This window comes from Actinomyces acetigenes (assembly GCF_031296635.1).
GTDB classification, from domain to species: domain Bacteria; phylum Actinomycetota; class Actinomycetes; order Actinomycetales; family Actinomycetaceae; genus Actinomyces; species Actinomyces acetigenes.
In genome coordinates this window covers 14,184-31,801 of record NZ_JASPFC010000031.1, presented here as the reverse complement: position 1 = coordinate 31,801, position 17,618 = coordinate 14,184, and the positions used below count along the sequence as shown (strand labels likewise).

Here is a 17,618-nt window from a genome sequence, read left to right as displayed (position 1 = left end):
TGCCCTCCCCACCAATGTCGGTAACCGGTGGTGAATGTGTATCCAAGTGACGTCGACCAGATCTTCTTGAGTTTATTGCCTTCAATATGGAATCCCATCAGGTCTGTTTTATCGTCGTTCTTGTGGTGAATGACAACGATATAGTGTCCGCACGAGTACGTGTCCCACGTAAAATCGTTCTCCCACGCCGGGAGGCCCGTGTCAAGACTCCATGTCTCCTTCCATGAAGAGTCTTCCGTTTGATGTCCTTCCATCTCGCAGGAGGCAGGTGGAGGTGGTGGAGGGGATGCGCTCGGTGCAACGTGTGACGTGGTGTTCACGGCCACTCGTCCCACCATGACGAGGGCTGCCACGCAGGTGGCTCCAAGAAGGACCGCGAGCCACAGCCCTACTGCGTGGCGGGGCTTGCTGGCCTGCGCGTTCCCGGTCAGGGTCGTCGGAGTGTGTTCGGGCTGGTTCAGTCCGGTCGTGTCGCTCTCGTGGTGGGCGTCTGAGGGCGGTCCGTCCGTCGAGGGGGTGCTGGGAGGGCGGATCGACGTCGGAGTGCTCTGTCCGGAGCGGGGCGGTCGGATCGATGAGCTCTTGCCGGGCGGCTGGATGCTGCGATTGCCGAAGGGGAGAAGCCTCATGGGCGAAGCATGCTCCGGTGTCGTGGGCCGCGCTGGGTTTTGACCGGTGCGAAGCGTGCGGGTTGAGTCAATCGGCGTGGTGCCCCATTGAAGCGGCACTCGCCGCTCGGAGCCGGCGTCGGCTGTGGGCGATCTCGCACCGAGTGGTGGGTCGGCGCCCCGGCTCGGGCTGGCGACCTCCTTGGAGGCTCTGGCAGAATGTCCGGCTGTACTCGGTCGGACGTCGGTCCCTCTCCCGGCCCCGGTCGCGTCTCGGCTCACGCCGGAAACCGTTGCTTGACCCCACCGGGGACCAGCGCGCGCCAAACCATCCAGAACCAGGAGTTCAACCAAGTGGCAGTCAAGATTCGCCTCAAGCGCATGGGCAAGAAGTTCGCCCCCTTCTACCGGGTCGTCGTCCTCGACTCCCGCAAGAAGCGCGATGGCCGTGTTATCGAGGAGATCGGCGTCTACGATCCGATGCAGGAGCCCTCGCTCATCCGCATCGACTCCGAGCGCGTCCAGTACTGGCTCGGTGTGGGCGCTCAGCCCTCCGACGCTGTCTACAAGCTGATCAAGATCACCGGCGACTATCACCAGTTCAAGGGCCTCAAGGGTGTCGAGAGCACCCTCAAGGTCAAGGACGCCGACGCCGCTGCGGTCGCCAAGGAGGCCGCGGTCAAGGCCGCCGCCGACGACGCTGAGAAGCGCAAGGCCGCCGCCGCCAAGGCCAAGGCCGACGAGGAGGCCGCTGCGGCGGCCGAGGCCGCCGAGTCCAAGGCTGAGGAGTCCGCCGAGGGCCAGGCCTCCGATGAGGCCGCCGCCGAGGAGGCCTGAGATGCTGGCCGACGCCCTCGAGCACCTCGTACGGGGCATCGTCGACAACCCTGACGACGTCACCGTCACCTCCCGGTCGCTGCGCCGCGGCGACCTGCTGGAGGTGCGGGTCAACCCCGAGGACCTCGGCCGAGTCATCGGCCGCTCGGGCCGTACTGCTCGAGCACTGCGCACAGTGGTCGGAGCGCTGGCGGACTCGCCGGTGCGCGTCGACGTCGTCGACACCGACCGCCGCTGAACGCGGGGCTTTCAGGTCGGTGCTGTAGGCCGCCTCGGCCTCGGTCGGTCTGATCAATCACCACGAGTGCCCGGTCCCCGCCAGGGGGCCGGGCACCGTCGTCCTGCCGGGCCTGCGCGCCCCTGTGCCGCCTGCGCGACGACCACCGCTGGCAGAGGGATGGCCCGCATCGAGTTGGTCAACCTCACGCCGTCGGTGCGCCACCTCATCCCCGCGGCCGATGGGAACGCAGACCACGGCGCGGTAGGTTGGCGTCAGACATCCAGACCTTCCGGACAAACCGTTCCATGCCCCGATCCCAGGAGAACAGGTGCTGCTCACCCTTGCTGTCATCGGTCCCGCCCACGCCCTCAAGGGCGAGGTGCGTCTCGAGATCCGTACCGATGACCCCGCGGGGCGTCTCGCACCCGGAACCACCGTCCCCACGGAGCCGGCCCACGCGGGCCCGCTGACGGTCAGTCGTCTGCGTTTCGACGGCTCGCGCTGGTTCGCCGCCTTCGAACAGGTGCGCGACCGCACGGCCGCCGAGGCGCTGCGGGGTGTCAGGCTCCTGGTCGAGACCGACGACGACGCCCCTGGCGGTGAGGGCTCTGAGGACTTAGAGGAGGCCTGGTACCGCCACGAGCTCGTCGGCCTGCGGGCTCTGAGCGTCTCCGGTGAAGAGCTGGGGGAGGTCACCGACGTAGAGCCCGGTGTTGCCCAGGACCGGCTCGTGGTCACCACCCCTGAGGGGGACGAGGTGGCCGTGCCCTTCGTCGAGGCGCTCGTACCGGACATCGACCCTGAGGCCGGCACGGTGACGCTGGCCCCGCCCGGTGGCCTGTTCCCCGGACGCGGCCAGGCGGAGGAGGCCAGGTGAGGATCGACGTCGTCACCATCTTCCCCGACTACCTCAAGGTCCTCGACCTCTCGCTCATCGGGAAGGCGGCCGACCGCGGCCCCCTCGACCTGCACGTCCACGACCTGCGCGACCACGCCCACGACCGGCACCGCACGGTGGACGACACGCCCCTGGGCGGTGGGGCCGGCATGGTCATGAAACCCGACGTGTGGGGCGAGGCCCTCGATGATGTGCTCACCGCACAGGCCCCCGGTACGCCCCGTCAGGTCCTCATCATCCCCACCCCCTCGGGTGAGGTCTTCACCCAGCGAACCGCCGAGGACCTGGCCGGCGCCGACAGCCTGATCTTCGCCTGTGGTCGCTACGAGGGCATCGACGCACGCGTGGCCGAGCACTACGCCTCCCGCGGTATCGAGGTGCGCGAGCTGAGTATCGGCGACTATGTGCTCAACGGCGGAGAGGTCGCCGCCGTCGTCATGATCGAGGCCATCGCCCGGCTCCTGCCCGGGGTCCTGGGCAACCCCGAGTCGCTGGTCGAGGAGTCCCACGGAGCCGCCGGCCTGCTGGAGTACCCCGCCCACACCCGCCCCACCCGGTGGCGCGGACTCCAGGTCGACCCCGTCCTGCTCTCCGGTGACCACGGCCGTATCGCCCGAGCGAGACGGAACCAGTCCATCGCCCGCACTGTCGAGCGCCGCCCCGACATGATCCAGGCCCTGGACCCCACCGACCTGGATCGTGAGGACCGCGCGGTCCTGGCCTCCATGGGCTGGGCGGTCCCGGCCGGGGCGGAGCATCCGGTTCCGGTGCGTCTTCGCAACGCCTCCGCCGACGACGCCCACGCCCTGGCCGCCCTCGCCGCCCGCACCTTCCCCGATGCGTGCGGGAACGTCATCGCCCCCGAGTTCCTCGAGCGGCACATCGCCACCACACTTGTTCCCGAGCTGTTCGCCACCTGGGCCGGAGACGACCGCGTCGGCCTCGTCGTCGCCGAGCTGCTCGAACCTCTTTTGGCAGGACCGGATTCCTCCCTCGGGGAGGAAGCGGGCGCGAGCACTGCTCCGGCTCTGGTCGGCTACGCCGCAGTACTGCGCGAGGAGGCCGACTCCGGCGGCGAGCGGCCCCACGGGATCGACCCCCGCCCCGCCTGCGTGCGGCCTGCCGGGGGAGAGGTCGTCGGCGAGCTGTCCAAGGTGTACGTCGACGCCACCATGAGAGGATCCGGACTGACCCCCGCACTTATGGACGCCGTGATACGCCAGGCCGCCGCCCACGGAACGGACCTGCTCTGGCTCGGCACCCACGTCACCAACAAGCGTGCCCAGAAGGCCTACAAACGGGCCGGCTTCCGCCAGGTCGGTACCCGCACCTACAACGTCGGTGGCCAGGACGCCCACGACGTCGTCATGACCCGGCGGACAGGAGAAGGCCTATGAGCAGCGGACCCGACCAGAACCTTCAGGACAGGACCGATGGGGATACGGATGAGGCAGTGACCCCGGGGAAGAGTCTGCGGGCCGACAATGACCGCCGGAACAGCCACCGGCACAAGGGCGGTGCCCACAAGGACAAGGCCGGGGCCAGCGAGGCCGCTGAGCCGGCCTCGATGGGGGAGCGGATCATCTTCCGCCTCAAGCAGTGGGGCATCACCCTGTCCTACCTGGTCGTCGCCGTGGTGATCATCGCCCTCATCCGCACCTTCGTCATCCAGAGCTTCACCATCCCGTCGGGGTCAATGGAGAACACCCTCAACGAGGGTGACCGCGTCACCGTGACGATGTACGACTCCGACAAGGTCAGCCGGGGCGACGTCGTCGTCTTCACCGACCCGGACCACTGGCTGACGGCCCAGGAGCCCACTGGTCTGCAAGGCGCAGCGCAGGACTTCCTCGTCGCGATCCGCATCTTCCCCCAGAATGCCGGCCACCACCTCATCAAGCGGGTCATCGGAATGCCCGGTGACCACGTCGTCGCCGACGGGAAGGGCTCCTTGACCGTCAACGGCGTCGAGCTCCATGAGAACTATCTCAAGCCCGGCCGGTCGGCCTCCGAGGTCGCCTTCGACGTCACCGTTCCCGAGGGCTACATCTGGGTCATGGGCGACAACCGTTCCAACTCCTCGGACTCCCGCTACCACCAGAACGACGTCCACCGCGGCTTCGTGCCCCTGGGCAACGTCGTCGGTGTCGCCAAGAACGTCGTGTGGCCCTACTCCCACTGGTCCAGCCTCACCTCCGGACACGCAGTCTTCTCCCAGGTCCCCGAGCCGACGTCCACCCCGACGGCACTGCCCAGCGGAGCGGCCGCGCCCGTCCCGGCGAGCACGCTGGCGGGCTCCGGGGACTGAACGCCCCGGATGCGTGCTGGGGCGTGAGAAAGGCGTGAACTCAGGCACGTCGAGGCTGACGCACTCGTCCGTGGACTGAGCCTGTGGCAAACTGAGCGGGCACTTGGGTCCTGCGGTTCCTCTGCCACTGGGGAGGCGACCGCTTCGAAGGAGCTCAGGGGCGTCCACCTCCGGCGCTGCCCCGTACGGCGCGGCGCCGCCGAACCAGCACTCCTGACCAGTGGCACGGGTGTGGAGAGAAACATGAACCTGATCGACGAGATCAACGCCGCATCACTGCGCGACGACATCCCCTCCTTCCGTCCGGGTGACACCCTCAAGGTCCACGTCAAGGTCGTTGAGGGATCGCGTACCCGCGTCCAGGTCTTCCAGGGCGTCGTCATCGCGCGCCAGGGCGGCGGCGTCTCGGAGACCTTCACCATCCGCAAGGTCTCCTTCGGTGTCGGTGTCGAGCGCACCTTCCCCGTCCACACGCCCTCCATCGAGAAGATCGAGGTCGTCACCCGGGGCCAGGTGCGTCGTGCCAAGCTCTACTACCTGCGCAACCTGCGCGGTAAGGCCGCCAAGATCAAGGAGCGTCGCGAGGACTGAGCGCCCGCACTCTCCAGGCGGCGCCCGGAGCCCACAGGTTCCGGGCGCTCGCCATCTCCCACCGCCGTGCAGCGGTGGACCCATGTCCATCAATTCCGGGGAAGGAGCACGGTGAGACCGGTGCAGGATGGTGCCGACGACGTCGGGCTGGACCTGAAGCAGGCCGATCCCTCCCAGATCGGTCGGGCCTCCAGGTCCGCGATCACACCGGCCTGCAGCTCTCCGTCCGCGGACTCCCCGCAGGAAACCCGCACGGCTTCTGAGAACGCCGGAGAGGCTCCGAAGCCGGCTCCGGTTGACGACAGCGACGAGTGGGACTACGACCCGTTCATTGACCCCGACGCCGAGCCCGAACCCGATGACGAGCTCACCGAGCTGCCACCCTCCATCCAACCCCGCCGGCAGGTGGCCCCCGCCATCCCCCCGCCGCAGACCAGCCCCTTGTACCAGCGGGTGATCAGGCTGGTACTCGTCGTGGCAGTCGTCATCCTGGTACCGGCTCTCCTACGGGCCTACGTCGTCCAGATCTACGAGATCCCCTCGGGCTCCATGGAACGCACCCTGCGTGACGGGGACAAGGTCGCCGTGCCCATGTACGGCTCCGATGACGTCGAACGGGGCGACGTCATCGTCTTCACCGATCCTGACGACTGGCTTCACGTCAAGGAGCCGACAGGGCTGCGCGGTGCCACCCAGAGGCTCATGATCGCAGTGAACCTTCTGCCGGAGAACACCGGCCATCACCTCGTCAAACGGGTCATCGGTGTCGGCGGTGACCATGTGGTCGCCGACGGGAAGGGGTCCTTGACCGTCAACGGCGTCGCGATCAAGGAGCCCTACGTCAAGGACGGTCAGTCCCCGTCGCTGACCTCCTTCGATGTCACCGTCCCCCAGGGCTACGTGTGGGTCATGGGGGACAACCGCAGCAACTCGGCCGACTCCCGCTACCACCGCGACGACGCCCACGGCGGCTTCGTGCCGCTCAAGAACGTGGTCGGGGTGGCCAGGGTGGTCTTCCAGTGGACGCATCTGAGCCGGTGGGGGCTCTTGGGAGGAGGGGAGCGCGCTTTCTCAGACGTCCCTGCGCGGGAGGCGACGTCGTCCGCACCGCCCTCGCCTCCGGCTGCTCCCACGGGTGACGGGGAGACGGCTTCTGGGGAGGAGGCGCCCTCGCAGGCCGCCGAGGACAGCAGCTCCGAGGACGTTGGCGCTGCCGGCGAGGGCCCCAGCGGCGATGACGGGCCGCAGGCCGAGCCCGGCGGGCCGGCTGACGTCCCGGATTCCTCCGGAAACTCCTCCGACCAGGAGCAGGCTCCGGGGAGAACGAGGTGAGTCCTCGGGGACGCACCCGCCCCGACCGGGCCCTGGAGAAGACTCTGCTGGAAACCCACGGCTACGTCGGCGGTCTGGACGAGGTCGGTCGCGGGGCCCTGGCCGGACCGGTCAGCGTCGGGCTGGCGATCGTGGCACGGTGCACCGATGACGACTTCCCCGAGGGGCTCGCCGACTCCAAGCAGCTGACGGCCCGGGCCCGAACAAGCCTGGTGGATCCCGTGCGTGACTGGCTCGTGGACCACGCCGTCGCCCACGCCTCACCGGCAGAGATCGATGAGCACGGCATCGTCGCAGCACTGAGAATGGCGGGTCTGCGGGCCCTGCAGCAGGTCGCTGAGCGCGGCCACGCCCCCGACGTCATCATCCTCGACGGCGTGGCCGACTGGCTCACCGCCACCCAGCCCGACCTGCTCACCGCCCTGGAAGGCGGGCACCTTCCCGAGACTGCTCCTGAGGCTGCCGGGTCTGCTCCCACCCCTCCGGTGCGCATGGAGGTCAAGGCCGACGCCCGGTGCGCCGTCGTCGCTGCCGCCAGCGTCCTGGCCAAGGTCGAACGCGACTGCCTCATGGCCGATCTTGACGACCCCGGCTACGGGTGGGCCTCCAACAAGGGCTACGCCTCGCCGGCCCACATCCAGGGACTCACCGCCCTGGGGGCCAGCGACCAGCATCGACGCAGCTGGCACCTGCCCGGCCTGGAGCAGCGCCACGGCTGAGGCGCCGCCTGATGCGGCTACCCGGCCCGGGGCGACTCATGGGCGGGCCGACTCGCCCCCGTGGCCTGCCGCCTCCAGCGGCTGCGGGCAGGCATGATGGCCCGGTGAGCGCAGAAGACCTCGAGTCCTATGAGAACGAGCTGGAGCTCTCGCTGTACCGGGAGTACCGCGACGTCGCCTCCCTGTTCTCCTACGTGGTGGAGACCGAACGGCGGTTCTACCTGGCCAACGCCGTTGACGTCCAGGTACGCACCAGCGGCGGGGAGGTCTTCTTCGAGCTCACTCTCGAGGACGCCTGGGTGTGGGACATCTACCGAGCCTCCCGGTTCGTCAAGTCCGTCCACGTCGTCACCTTCAAGGACGTCAACGTCGAGGAGCTCACCAAGCTCGAGATGGACATCCCCTCCCCCTGACCGCCTTCCCGATGCTGCGCCGCCTCTGACGGCTCCGTTCCGCTGGCCGCCCCCGCTCGCCGGGGGCCACAGGTCGCCTTCTGACACCGCCGTCCACAGGGCCGACGGGGCCGTGGCGCGCACCGGCTGAACCGGCCTCACGCTAGTGGCGGAGGTGATCGGGATGACCGACCAGGTCGCAGCAGCCACAAGGGGACGAACGGTGATCGCAGCCAGATGCGGCGATCACGGGCTTACACCGCCCTCCCGGGGCCCGGGCGGCGAAGGAGACGCTCGCGCAGGGGCCTCCCGCCAGAGCACCGGGCGGTGCGGCGAGGACCTCGCCGCCACCTACCTGGAGGACATCGGCTGGAAGATCCTGGAGCGCAACTGGCGCCCGGACCACGGCCTGCGCGGAGAGCTCGACATCATCGCCCTGGAGCCGGCTGCGGCGCACCACGAGCCGGGCAGCGCATCCGTCGCCGACCCGGAAGAGGCGTGGGCAAGGCCGAGGCTGGTCATCGTTGAGGTCAAGACCCGCAGCTCTCTGCGCCAGGGGCCACCGGCGGCCGCCGTCGACGCCCGCAAAGTCGCCCGACTGCGTGCCCTGGCGGCCGCCTGGGCGAGCACCCATGAGACCACGTCGCACGCCGGCATGCGCCTGGACGTCGTCTCCATCCTCCTGCGCGACGCGCGTCCTGCGCTGCTGCGCCACCACCGGGCGGTGGATGCGTCATGGGGCTAGCTCGCACGCTTGCTGTCACGCTGACCGGGTTGGCCGGGCACATCGTCGACGTCGAGGCCCACGCCACCCAGGGCCTGCCCGGATTCACCCTTGTGGGCCTACCCGATGCCGCCGTGCGCGAGTCGCGCGAGCGCGTCCGGGCCGCGTTGAGCACCTGCGGAGTCACCTGGGGCGAGCAGCGCCTGACCGTCAACCTCTCCCCGGCGGACCTGCGCAAGACCGGGACCGGGCTGGACCTGGCGCTCGCCCTGGCCGTCCTGGGAGCACGCGGGCGGCTCGGACGGAGCGCGGCCGGGCTCCTGGGACGAACCGTCTACATCGGCGAGCTCGGCCTGGACGGCTCCGTGCACTCCGTGCGCGGCGTTCTGCCCAGTGTCCAGGCCGCGGTGGCCGCAGGGGTGGAGGAGATCGTCGTCGCCCAGGAGGCCGCCGCCGAGGCTGAGCTCGTCCCCGGCGCCCGGGTCACCGCCGTCAGGCACGTCGGCCAGCTCGTCGAGCGCTACGGAGGGCGCCTGAGTGCGGCCGTGGCCGCCGCGCTGGAGCAGATCACCGAGGCCGCCGCAGACGAGGCCCCCACGACCCCGCCCCACGACGCCGAGCCACCGGACCTGGCTGACGTCGTCGGACAGGGCGAGGCCCGCCAGGCCCTCGAGGTCGCTGCCGCCGGGGGCCATCACCTCATCATGGTGGGGCCCCCGGGGACGGGCAAGACCATGCTGGCCGAGAGGCTCCCCTCCATCCTGCCGCCCCTGGAGCAGGCCGATGCCGTCACCGTCACCTCCCTGCACTCCGTGGCCGGCATCTTCGACCCCGCCCGCGGACTCATCACCCGGCCGCCATTGCGCGCACCGCACCACACGGCGACCCGGGCCGCCGTCGTCGGAGGCGGTTCCGGCCTGCCCCGGCCCGGGGACGTCTCCCTGGCTCACCGCGGGGTGCTCTTCCTCGACGAGGCCCCCGAGTTCAGTGCGGGAGTCCTGGACTGCCTGCGCCAGCCGCTGGAGTCGGGAGTGGTCACCATCGACCGCGTGGGCGGGCGTGCCAGCTACCCGGCCGCCTTCCAGCTCGTCCTGGCCGCCAACCCCTGCCCCTGCGGCAAGGCCGGCGGCCGCGGCCTGGAGTGCACCTGCACCTCCTTGCAGCGGCGACGCTACTTCTCACGACTGTCCGGTCCACTGCTGGACCGGGTCGACATCCAGGTCGAGGTCGGCGCCGTCAGCGCAGCCGATCTCGCTTCTTCCGGCCATGGAGAGTCCAGCGCCGTGGTGGCCCGGCGCGTTCTGCGCGCCCGCCGGGCCGCGGAGCGCAGACTGGCCGGCACCCCGTGGCGCCTCAACGCCGAGGTACCCGGCTCCTACCTCAGAGGCCCCGACGGTGGACTCAGCGCTCCGCTCAGCCGCCGGCTCATGACCGCCCTCGAACGCGGCGACCTCTCCCTGCGCGGGGTGGACCGGGTCCTCAGACTGGCCTGGACCCTCGCCGACCTCGAGGGGTTCGACACCCTCTCCCTCGCCCACATCGGGACCGCCCTGGCCCTGAGAACCTCAGGAGTGCGCCCATGACGCCCATGGCACTGCCCTACGACATCGACGATCCGGCGCTGGCACGCGCGACCTGGTCCCGCCTGGCCGAGCCCAACAGTGCCACCGCAGCCATGGTGGTGGGCCGGCTCGGGCCGAGTCCCGCCCTGAGGTGGCTGCTGGAGGAGGCCATCGACCCCTCTGGGCAGGTGCGCAGCTCGCCCCGCCCGCCGGTGCCACAGCCGCCTCCGGGAATGCCCGGTGACGGTGATATCAGCGCCTGCTGGGCTCAGGCCGCCGCCCGGTGGGCGCCGCGCCTGGAGGGACTCGACATCCGCCGCGAGCTCGATGTGCTCGACCGCCTGGGTGGGAGCCTTATCCTCCCGGGGGAGCCCTGGTGGCCGCCGGGACTCGACCAGCTCGAGCACCCGCCCTTCTGCCTGTGGGTGCGCGGGGACCCCTCGCTACTGGTTGGCGCCGCGGACCTGAGGGACAAGGACCTCGACGGCGGCATGCCCGGGGCCGTGGGAGATGACGACGCTCAGAGCGTCGCAGGCGCCGGTCAGCCGGTACGCGAGCAGCGGATGCCAGTGGGGCCCGCCAGCGGACTGTGCCTGGCACTGGTGGGGGCCCGGGCCTCCACCCGCTACGGTGAGAGCGTCGCCACCTCCCTGGCCTCGGGGGTGACGGCCCAGGGCGGCCTCATCGTCTCCGGGGGAGCCTTCGGCATCGATGCCTGCGCGCACCGCGGGGCACTGCAGGAGGGGCCAACGGTGTCGGTCTCCGCCGGGGGAGTGGACCGCCTCTACCCAGTGGGAAACACCGGGGTTCTGGAGGCAGTCATCGCCTCCGGGGCACTGGTGGCGGAGGTGCCACCGGGCTGTCAACCGGGCCGTCACCGGTTCGTCTCACGCAACCGCGTCATCGCGGCGATCTCGCAGGCGACGATCGTGGTGGAGGCGGCCTGGAGATCGGGAGCCTTGTCCACTGCTCACCGCGCTCTCGAGCTGGGCAGGCAGCTGGGCGCAGTTCCCGGCCCCGTGACCTCCATGTCCTCGGTCGGATGCCACCGGCTCCTGCGCAAGGGGGCAGTCTGCATCACCGACACCGACGACGCCCTGGAGCTGCTGACGCCCCTGGGCACCGTCGACGCGGACGCCGCCAAGGAGCAGGACCCCGAGCTGAGTGGCGGCGGGCTTCTCGACGGCCTGGACCCGGCCGCCTCCCTCGTCCTGGACGCCATGCCTGCCCGGGCCGCGGCGAGCACCGAGTCCATCGTCCGCTCCTCGGGGCTGTCCCCGAAGGAGACCACGTCGGCACTGGGGATCCTGGAGCTCTCAGGGAAGGTGGAGCGCACCGCCACCGGTTGGAGGCGGCGCTGCTCGAAGCGCTCACGTGATCAGGCCGGGGGAGCCTCGCTCGGCTGAGGTCGGGGAGGGGTGCGCATGTCCTTACCTCTGAGGCATGTATGCCGGGTGCCGTAGTCTTCAGGTGCCCGTGTCGCCCGGTCCTGCAAGCAGACCTTCGAATGGACCGATAAGAACCTGACGGATCAAGCCGATCACCGCCGTTGTTCGTCATCGCTGTCGTGAGAGGAGGTGCCCCATGTCGAGGACGCGCGCCGATCTGCTCGCCTCCTACCGCAGCTACCTGGCCCTGCAGCGAGACCTGTCCGGACACACCGTGCGCGCCTATCTCGTCGACATCAACGACCTGCTGAGCTTCCTCGGTGTCGGTGAGGGGGACACTGAACCCATTGACGCCGCCCTGGCCACCCTTGACCTGGCGGACCTGCGGGACTGGCTCGCCGCGATGGCCGCGAGCGGTCACTCGCGCGCCACCCTGGCCCGCCGCTCGGCCTCGGTGAGGACCTTCTCCTCCTGGGCCTTCGAGACGGGACTGCTCACCTCCGACGTCGCCGCGCGCCTGCGTGCGCCGCGCGTCGACAACCGTCTGCCCGGGGTGCTGACGACCCAGCAGGCCTCACAGCTGCTCAAGACCGCCGCGGACCTCGCCTCGGACGGGGACGTCCTGGCCGTGCGGGACCTGGCCATTATCGAGACGCTCTACGCGACCGGCGTGCGGGTTTCCGAGCTCGTCGGCCTGGATGTTGCCGACCTCGACCACTCCCAACGGACCCTGCGAGTCCTGGGGAAGGGTCGGAAGGAGCGGACCGTCCCCTACGGGGTGCCCGCCGCCAAGGCGCTGGAGGCATGGCTGCGTCGGCGCGGTGAGATCTGCGCCGACGACGCGGGAGGCGCCCTCTTCCTCGGGGCGCGGGGGCGGCGTATCGATCCCCGGGTGGTGCGCGACGTCGTCCACCGCCTGTGCACGGCCGCCCAGGTCCCCGACCTGGGCCCGCACGGACTGCGGCACAGCACTGCCACCCACGTCCTGGGCGGGGGAGCGGACCTGCGCAGCGTCCAAGAGCTCCTCGGGCACTCCTCCCTGGCCACGACCCAGCGCTACACCCACGTCTCGGCTGAGCGTCTGCGCAGCGTCTACGAGCAGGCATTCCCTCGCGCCTGAGCGGAACCCGTACGGGGCCGTGTTCTTCAGTGAAGGGGCTTGAGGCGGATGACGGCCGGCTGCAGCAGGCGCAACGGGTTGATGTAGGTCTTGGGGCCGGTGCGCGCCCCCCAGTGCAGGGCGCAGACCCCGTCCGAACGGTGCCCCGGCAGCAGGGTGCCGACGACCTGGCCCGCAGCCACCGCGTCGCCCGCGCTGACGGCCGGTTCGACCGGCTCATAGGTGGTGCGGATCCCGTTGGCGTGGTCGATGGACACCACGGGACGCCCGGCCACCATGCCGGCGAAGGCGACCGTCCCCGCGGCGGCGCTGCGGATCTGCGTGCCCTCCGCGGCCGCGAGATCCACTCCCCGGTGCCCGCGTCCCCACACGACGGCGGGCGGGTCGAAGCCCTCCACCACGGTGGCCGGCGCGCCGGTCGGCCACTGGAAGCGGCCCCGCGGGCGACGGGGGCCCGCAGGCCGGTCCGTTAGCGCCTGGCCGCCCGTCCCCGTCTCGTTGACGAGCCGAGAGGGCGGGCTCAGGCTCGTCACGAGAGAGGCCGACGAGGTCAACCAGTGGGCGGCTTCGGCCGGCTCGGGCGCGCTGCCCGTGCGCTCGGGAAGCAACGGGTCCTGGACCCACGGAGCCGAAACCGTGGTCACGGCGGTGCTGGTGGCCGGACTGGTGCCTGTGCTCATACCCCGAGCCGGTGGTGTACCGGGCAGTGCGGCCAGTGAGCCGCAGGCGACCAGTGCCGTTGCCAGCGCGGCGAGACGGCGGGGCGGGATGTGGGAAGGAGGGGACGGTGTGTGAGGATCTCGGCGGCGTGGGCTTCGCCGGAGTTGCTGTGAGTGCATGCCCTCAGAGTGCGCGCCGAGCGGCCTTCAGCGCCGGGGACGTCGTCGGCCCTGTGGAAAGCCCCTCGAGGAAGCGGCCTGTGGTGACCGGGACGACTCCGAATACCGCTGATTCGCCCTCGGCCGCTGGTTCAGTCCTGTGGTAGCCTCGCCTCCGCAGCATTCTGCGGATCGCTCCGGCGTCAGCGGGAGACGGGCCCCGAATGCTGACTTCGCGTGCCTGCACCCGAGCAACTCGGGACGTCCCTCCGGGCGACACGGTCGCGGTCCCGGTCATCACGGTTCGCCACGGTGAACGGGTGGCCGTGCGTCGCAGGCACCAGGCCCCATCCGCGCCGGCTCCCAGCCGGTCACCGGCTCCGGTGCGCGTTCGCAAGCGTGCGGAACCACGGGGAAGAACCCAGAAGAAGAACCCCGGGACGTCTCCGAGCGCAGCTCGACCGTCCCCCGAATGATCGTGCGTCGAGCAACCTCTCGGCTCACACGGAAGGACCGTCATGGCCGTCGTTACCATGCGCCAGCTCCTTGACAGCGGTGTCCACTTCGGGCACCAGACTCGTCGCTGGAACCCCAAGATGAAGCGCTTCATCCTCACCGAGCGCAACGGCATCTACATCATCGACCTCCAGCAGTCCATTGAGGGCATCAACACCGCCTACGACTTCGTCAAGGAGATCGTCGCTCGCGGCGGCAACATCCTGTTCGTCGGAACCAAGAAGCAGGCCCAGGCCGCCGTGGCCGAGCAGGCCCAGCGCGTCGGCATGCCCTACGTCAACCAGCGCTGGCTGGGCGGCATGCTCACCAACTTCTCCACCGTGCGCGCCCGCCTGGACCGCATGAAGGAGCTCGAGCAGATCGACTTCGACGACGTGGCCGGCTCCGGCCACACCAAGAAGGAGCTGCTCATGATGCGCCGCGAGAAGGACAAGCTCCAGCGCACCCTGGGCGGTATCCGCGACATGAGCAAGCTCCCCGCGGCCGTGTGGGTCGTGGACACCAAGAAGGAGCACCTGGCCATCTCCGAGGCCCAGAAGCTCGGGATCCCGGTCATCGCCATCCTGGACACCAACTGCGACCCGGACGAGGCCACCTACGGCATCCCCGGCAACGACGACGCCATCCGCGCCGTCACCCTGCTCACCCGTGTCGTCGCCGACGCCACCGCTGAGGGCCTGCTGGCCCGCTCCGGCGGTCGCGCCCGCACCGGTGAGGAGGCCGAGGTCGCCCCCGCTGACGCCGAGCCGCTGCCCGAGTGGGAGGCCCAGCTCCTCGCCGGAGCCGAGGCCGACGCCCCGGCCGCTGAGGCTGCTGAGACCGCCGAGGCCCCCGCCGCCGAGCAGGCCTGAGCCCACCCCTCAGCTCCTCGCTCACAGCGCGGTGTCCCCGCGCTGTGAGCACCTCTCACTCGTCCTTTTTCACACGTCAATTAGTCACTGACTGACCAGGAGACATTCATGGCGAACTACACCACCGCTGACATCAAGGCGCTGCGCGAGAAGACCGGCGCCGGCATGCTCGACGTCAAGAAAGCCCTCGACGAGGCCAACGGCGACGCCGAGAAGGCCATCGAGATCATTCGCGTCAAGGGCCTCAAGGGCATTGCCAAGCGCGAGGGCCGCGCCGCCTCCGCCGGCCTCATCGCCGCCAAGGTCGTCGACTCCGGCAACGGCCAGGTCGGCGTCCTCGTCGAGATCAACGCCGAGACCGACTTCGTGGCCAAGAACCAGAAGTTCCTCGACTACGCCGAGCAGGTCCTCACCGCCGCCCTGGACTCCGGCGCCACCGACGCCGAGGCCCTGGCCGAGGTCAAGGTCGACGGCTCCACCGTCAAGGAGCTCACCGACGGCATGCAGGCCGTCATCGGCGAGAAGATCGTCGTGCGCCGCGTCGGCCGCCTCGAGGCCGACAAGATCGAGCTCTACCTGCACCGCACCAACCCCGATCTGCCCGCCCAGGTCGGCGTCCTGGTGGGCACCGACGCCAAGGCCGCCGAGGTGGCTCACGACGTCGCCATGCACATCGCCGCCTACTCCCCGGCCTACGCCACCCGCGAGGACATCCCGGCCGAGGTCGTGGACAAGGAGCGCGCCATCGCCGAGGAGACCACCCGCGCCGAGGGCAAGCCCGAGAAGGCCATCCCCAAGATCGTCGAGGGCCGCCTCAACGGCTTCTTCAAGGAGAACGTCCTGGTCGACCAGGCCTTCGCCAAGGACCCCAAGACCACGGTCGGCAAGGTCGTCAAGGCCACCGGCGGCGAGCTGACCGGCTTCGTGCGCTTCCGCGTCGGCGCCTGATCCGCTCACCGTTCGGGGCGGGGGCGCGAGCATCATGCTCGCGCCCCCGCCCCGTCTTGTTCCTCTCTCACTCATCGACACCCCTCACCGCCGGCTCCCCAGGGCGGCTCTTGTGCACGTCTCATGAGTGGTCCTCGTCCCACGGCGTGTCTGGCCATCCGGGTTGACCCTCATCGTGGCCCGGCGCCCGCCCGGGACGGGGTAGGCTGTGCCAAGCCTGCCCACCGAACCCAGGAGACATAGCGCAATGAGTCAGGAACCGGCTCGTGACGACCGCGTTGCCCATGGCACGCACCCCAGACGTGTTCTACTCAAGCTCTCCGGTGAGGTCTTCGGTGGCGGATCGATAGGTCTGGACTCCGACGTCGTCTCTGACGCCGCCCGCCAGATCGCCGAGGCCGTGCGTGCCGGAGTCCAGGTTTCTGTCGTCGTCGGAGGCGGGAACTTCTTCCGCGGCGCCGAGCTCTCCTCACGTGGCATGGACCGTGCCCGCGCCGACTACATGGGCATGCTGGGAACTGTCATGAACGCCCTGGCCCTTCAGGACTTCATCGAGAAGGCGGGGGTGCCCGCCCGCGTCCAGACCGCCATCGCCATGGGACAGGTCGCCGAGTCCTACATCCCCCTGCGGGCCATCCGCCACATGGAGAAGAACCGCGTCGTCGTCTTCGGCGCCGGTGCCGGCCTGCCCTACTTCTCCACGGACACCGTCTCGGCCCAGCGCGCCCTGGAGACCCACTGCGATGAGCTGCTCGTGGGCAAGAACGGGGTCGACGGCGTCTACACCGCCGATCCCCGCAAGAACCCTGAGGCCCGGCGCCTGGACCAGCTCACCTACGAGCGCGCCCTGGCCGACGGCCTCCAGGTGGTCGACGCCTCCGCCTTCGCCCTGTGCCGCGACAACGGCCTGACCATGCGGGTCTTCGGCATGGGGGAGCCCGGAAACATCACCCGAGCCCTGCTGGGTGAGAGAATCGGGACACTCGTCAGCTGCGACTGACCCGGCTGCGGGCTCCGGCGGGCCGCCGACGGCCCCCTTCGAGCCCCGTGACCGCCCCGGCGCAGACGGCCAGCACACCCTCCCAACCCGCAGCCATCCCCACGATGGCCGACCACTACCTGACGAACCCACGACCGCCCAGTAGCCCAGTAAAGGAAGCACCATGATCGACGACGTCATGCTCGAGGCCGAGGACAAGATGGACAAGGCCCTCCAGGCAGCCAAGAGCGAGCTGGCCACCATCCGCACCGGCCGCGCCAACCCCTCGATGTTCAACGGGATCGTCGTGGACTACTACGGCGCCCCCACCCCGCTCCAGCAGCTCGCCTCCCTGACGATCCCCGAGGCCCGCACCGTCCTGGTCAGCCCCTTCGACCGCTCCGCCATGAAGGACATCGTCACCGCCATCCGCGAGTCCGACCTCGGCGTCAACCCCACCGATGACGGCACCGTCATCCGCGTCACCCTGCCGGCACTGACCGAGGAGCGCCGCAAGGACTACGTCAAGCTCGCCCGCTCCCGCGCCGAGGACTCCCGCGTCCAGGTGCGCGGTATCCGCGGCAAGGCCAAGAAGGAGCTCGAGGCCATCAAGAAGGACGGCGAGGCCGGGGAGGACGACGTCAAGCGCGCCGAGCACGAGCTCGACGGCCTCACCAAGCGCTTCGTCGAGCAGATCGACGCCGCCCTGAGCGCCAAGGAGGCCGAGCTGCTCGAGGTCTGAGCCGCCTCGCCCCGGGATCGACCGCGTCTGCGCCCGGCCTCCCGCCCCTGTCCCGTCAACCCCTG

The 17,618-nt window shown here is 70.0% G+C and carries 18 protein-coding genes and 1 pseudogene; 17 read left to right on the top strand and 2 right to left on the bottom strand.

The genetic code is table 11. From position 1 onward, the window contains the following. Positions 1-353 (bottom strand): annotated as a pseudogene (locus RIV14_RS10935) (hypothetical protein); the annotation flags it as partial. Positions 354-962: 609 nt separating this feature from the next. Between RIV14_RS10935 and rpsP the strand changes: the two are divergent. The 13 genes from rpsP (at position 963) to RIV14_RS10870 (ending at position 12,699) form a co-directional block, all read left to right on the top strand. Beyond that, the gene (rpsP, locus tag RIV14_RS10930; RefSeq protein ID WP_075372798.1) at positions 963-1,445 is read left to right on the top strand and encodes a 30S ribosomal protein S16; all 483 of its coding nucleotides are present in this window, start codon (positions 963-965) and stop codon (positions 1,443-1,445) included. 1 nt (position 1,446) lies between these two features. Then, positions 1,447-1,683 carry an RNA-binding protein gene (locus tag RIV14_RS10925; RefSeq protein ID WP_003786440.1) on the top strand — a complete coding sequence of 79 codons (237 nt, stop codon included), beginning with the start codon at positions 1,447-1,449 and terminating at the stop codon, positions 1,681-1,683. Between the two features lie 310 nt (positions 1,684-1,993). Beyond that, positions 1,994-2,542 carry a ribosome maturation factor RimM gene (rimM, locus tag RIV14_RS10920; RefSeq protein ID WP_075372797.1) on the top strand — a complete coding sequence of 183 codons (549 nt, stop codon included), beginning with the start codon at positions 1,994-1,996 and terminating at the stop codon, positions 2,540-2,542. Continuing rightward, positions 2,539-3,960, top strand: coding sequence for a tRNA (guanosine(37)-N1)-methyltransferase TrmD (trmD, locus tag RIV14_RS10915; RefSeq protein WP_075372796.1), 1,422 nt, complete (start codon positions 2,539-2,541; stop codon positions 3,958-3,960). The genes rimM and trmD overlap by 4 nt, the downstream gene beginning before the upstream one ends. Beyond that, entirely contained in the window at positions 3,957-4,871 is a 915-nt protein-coding gene (gene lepB, locus RIV14_RS10910; protein WP_075372795.1) for a signal peptidase I, read from the top strand. The genes trmD and lepB (RIV14_RS10910) overlap by 4 nt, the downstream gene beginning before the upstream one ends. Positions 4,872-5,114: 243 nt before the next feature. Beyond that, positions 5,115-5,462 carry a 50S ribosomal protein L19 gene (gene rplS / locus RIV14_RS10905; protein ID WP_003786428.1) on the top strand — a complete coding sequence of 116 codons (348 nt, stop codon included), beginning with the start codon at positions 5,115-5,117 and terminating at the stop codon, positions 5,460-5,462. Positions 5,463-5,573: 111 nt separating this feature from the next. Beyond that, positions 5,574-6,794: a signal peptidase I gene (gene lepB, locus RIV14_RS10900; protein WP_075372794.1), complete on the top strand. Its 1,221-nt coding sequence runs from the start codon at positions 5,574-5,576 to the stop codon at positions 6,792-6,794. Next, positions 6,791-7,513 (top strand): ribonuclease HII, encoded by a 723-nt coding sequence (rnhB, locus tag RIV14_RS10895; protein WP_075372793.1) that lies wholly within the window; start codon positions 6,791-6,793, stop codon positions 7,511-7,513. Before lepB (RIV14_RS10900) ends, rnhB begins: the two co-directional genes overlap by 4 nt. A 104-nt stretch (positions 7,514-7,617) precedes the next feature. Beyond that, a complete protein-coding gene (locus tag RIV14_RS10890; RefSeq protein ID WP_075372792.1) occupies positions 7,618-7,926 on the top strand; it encodes a DUF2469 domain-containing protein in 309 nt (102 codons plus the stop codon). A gap of 163 nt (positions 7,927-8,089) precedes the next feature. Beyond that, on the top strand, positions 8,090-8,650 hold the full coding sequence (locus tag RIV14_RS10885) for a YraN family protein (RefSeq protein ID WP_075372791.1): 561 nt from the start codon (positions 8,090-8,092) through the stop codon (positions 8,648-8,650). Next, positions 8,641-10,212 carry a YifB family Mg chelatase-like AAA ATPase gene (locus tag RIV14_RS10880; protein WP_075372790.1) on the top strand — a complete coding sequence of 524 codons (1,572 nt, stop codon included), beginning with the start codon at positions 8,641-8,643 and terminating at the stop codon, positions 10,210-10,212. The genes RIV14_RS10885 and RIV14_RS10880 overlap by 10 nt, the downstream gene beginning before the upstream one ends. Positions 10,213-10,217: 5 nt before the next feature. Further along, positions 10,218-11,597 carry a DNA-processing protein DprA gene (locus RIV14_RS10875; RefSeq protein WP_143224222.1) on the top strand — a complete coding sequence of 460 codons (1,380 nt, stop codon included), beginning with the start codon at positions 10,218-10,220 and terminating at the stop codon, positions 11,595-11,597. Between the two features lie 178 nt (positions 11,598-11,775). Then, complete coding sequence (locus RIV14_RS10870) at positions 11,776-12,699, top strand: tyrosine recombinase XerC (RefSeq protein ID WP_075372788.1); 924 nt, start codon at positions 11,776-11,778, stop codon at positions 12,697-12,699. 26 nt (positions 12,700-12,725) lie between these two features. Here RIV14_RS10870 and RIV14_RS10865 read toward each other — a convergent pair whose 3' ends face one another. Further along, positions 12,726-13,379 (bottom strand): M23 family metallopeptidase, encoded by a 654-nt coding sequence (locus RIV14_RS10865; protein WP_256695092.1) that lies wholly within the window; start codon positions 13,377-13,379, stop codon positions 12,726-12,728. Between the two features lie 656 nt (positions 13,380-14,035). On the opposite strand from RIV14_RS10865, the gene rpsB reads away from it, so the two are divergent. The 4 genes from rpsB (at position 14,036) to frr (ending at position 17,553) form a co-directional block, all read left to right on the top strand. Next, positions 14,036-14,884: a 30S ribosomal protein S2 gene (rpsB, locus tag RIV14_RS10860; protein ID WP_070662042.1), complete on the top strand. Its 849-nt coding sequence runs from the start codon at positions 14,036-14,038 to the stop codon at positions 14,882-14,884. A 108-nt stretch (positions 14,885-14,992) separates the two neighbouring features. Continuing rightward, positions 14,993-15,832: a translation elongation factor Ts gene (gene tsf / locus RIV14_RS10855; protein ID WP_075372787.1), complete on the top strand. Its 840-nt coding sequence runs from the start codon at positions 14,993-14,995 to the stop codon at positions 15,830-15,832. A gap of 247 nt (positions 15,833-16,079) precedes the next feature. Next, positions 16,080-16,832 (top strand): UMP kinase, encoded by a 753-nt coding sequence (gene pyrH, locus RIV14_RS10850; RefSeq protein WP_070662047.1) that lies wholly within the window; start codon positions 16,080-16,082, stop codon positions 16,830-16,832. Between the two features lie 163 nt (positions 16,833-16,995). After that, positions 16,996-17,553 (top strand): ribosome recycling factor, encoded by a 558-nt coding sequence (gene frr / locus RIV14_RS10845; protein WP_003786400.1) that lies wholly within the window; start codon positions 16,996-16,998, stop codon positions 17,551-17,553. The last annotated feature ends 65 nt before the right edge of the window (positions 17,554-17,618 follow it).

What these genes read in the sequence shown, in the direction of transcription:
- RIV14_RS10925 (WP_003786440.1), top strand. Translation starts at nt 1,447, where the DNA reads ATGCTGGCCGACGCCCTCGAGCACCTCGTACGGGGCATCGTCGACAAC.
- lepB (WP_075372795.1), top strand. Translation starts at nt 3,957, where the DNA reads ATGAGCAGCGGACCCGACCAGAACCTTCAGGACAGGACCGATGGGGAT.
- rplS (WP_003786428.1), top strand. Translation starts at nt 5,115, where the DNA reads ATGAACCTGATCGACGAGATCAACGCCGCATCACTGCGCGACGACATC.
- RIV14_RS10885 (WP_075372791.1), top strand. Translation starts at nt 8,090, where the DNA reads ATGACCGACCAGGTCGCAGCAGCCACAAGGGGACGAACGGTGATCGCA.
- RIV14_RS10880 (WP_075372790.1), top strand. Translation starts at nt 8,641, where the DNA reads ATGGGGCTAGCTCGCACGCTTGCTGTCACGCTGACCGGGTTGGCCGGG.
- RIV14_RS10875 (WP_143224222.1), top strand. Translation starts at nt 10,218, where the DNA reads ATGGCACTGCCCTACGACATCGACGATCCGGCGCTGGCACGCGCGACC.
- RIV14_RS10870 (WP_075372788.1), top strand. Translation starts at nt 11,776, where the DNA reads ATGTCGAGGACGCGCGCCGATCTGCTCGCCTCCTACCGCAGCTACCTG.
- RIV14_RS10865 (WP_256695092.1), bottom strand. Translation starts at nt 13,379, where the DNA reads ATGAGCACAGGCACCAGTCCGGCCACCAGCACCGCCGTGACCACGGTT.
- rpsB (WP_070662042.1), top strand. Translation starts at nt 14,036, where the DNA reads ATGGCCGTCGTTACCATGCGCCAGCTCCTTGACAGCGGTGTCCACTTC.
- tsf (WP_075372787.1), top strand. Translation starts at nt 14,993, where the DNA reads ATGGCGAACTACACCACCGCTGACATCAAGGCGCTGCGCGAGAAGACC.
- pyrH (WP_070662047.1), top strand. Translation starts at nt 16,080, where the DNA reads ATGAGTCAGGAACCGGCTCGTGACGACCGCGTTGCCCATGGCACGCAC.
- frr (WP_003786400.1), top strand. Translation starts at nt 16,996, where the DNA reads ATGATCGACGACGTCATGCTCGAGGCCGAGGACAAGATGGACAAGGCC.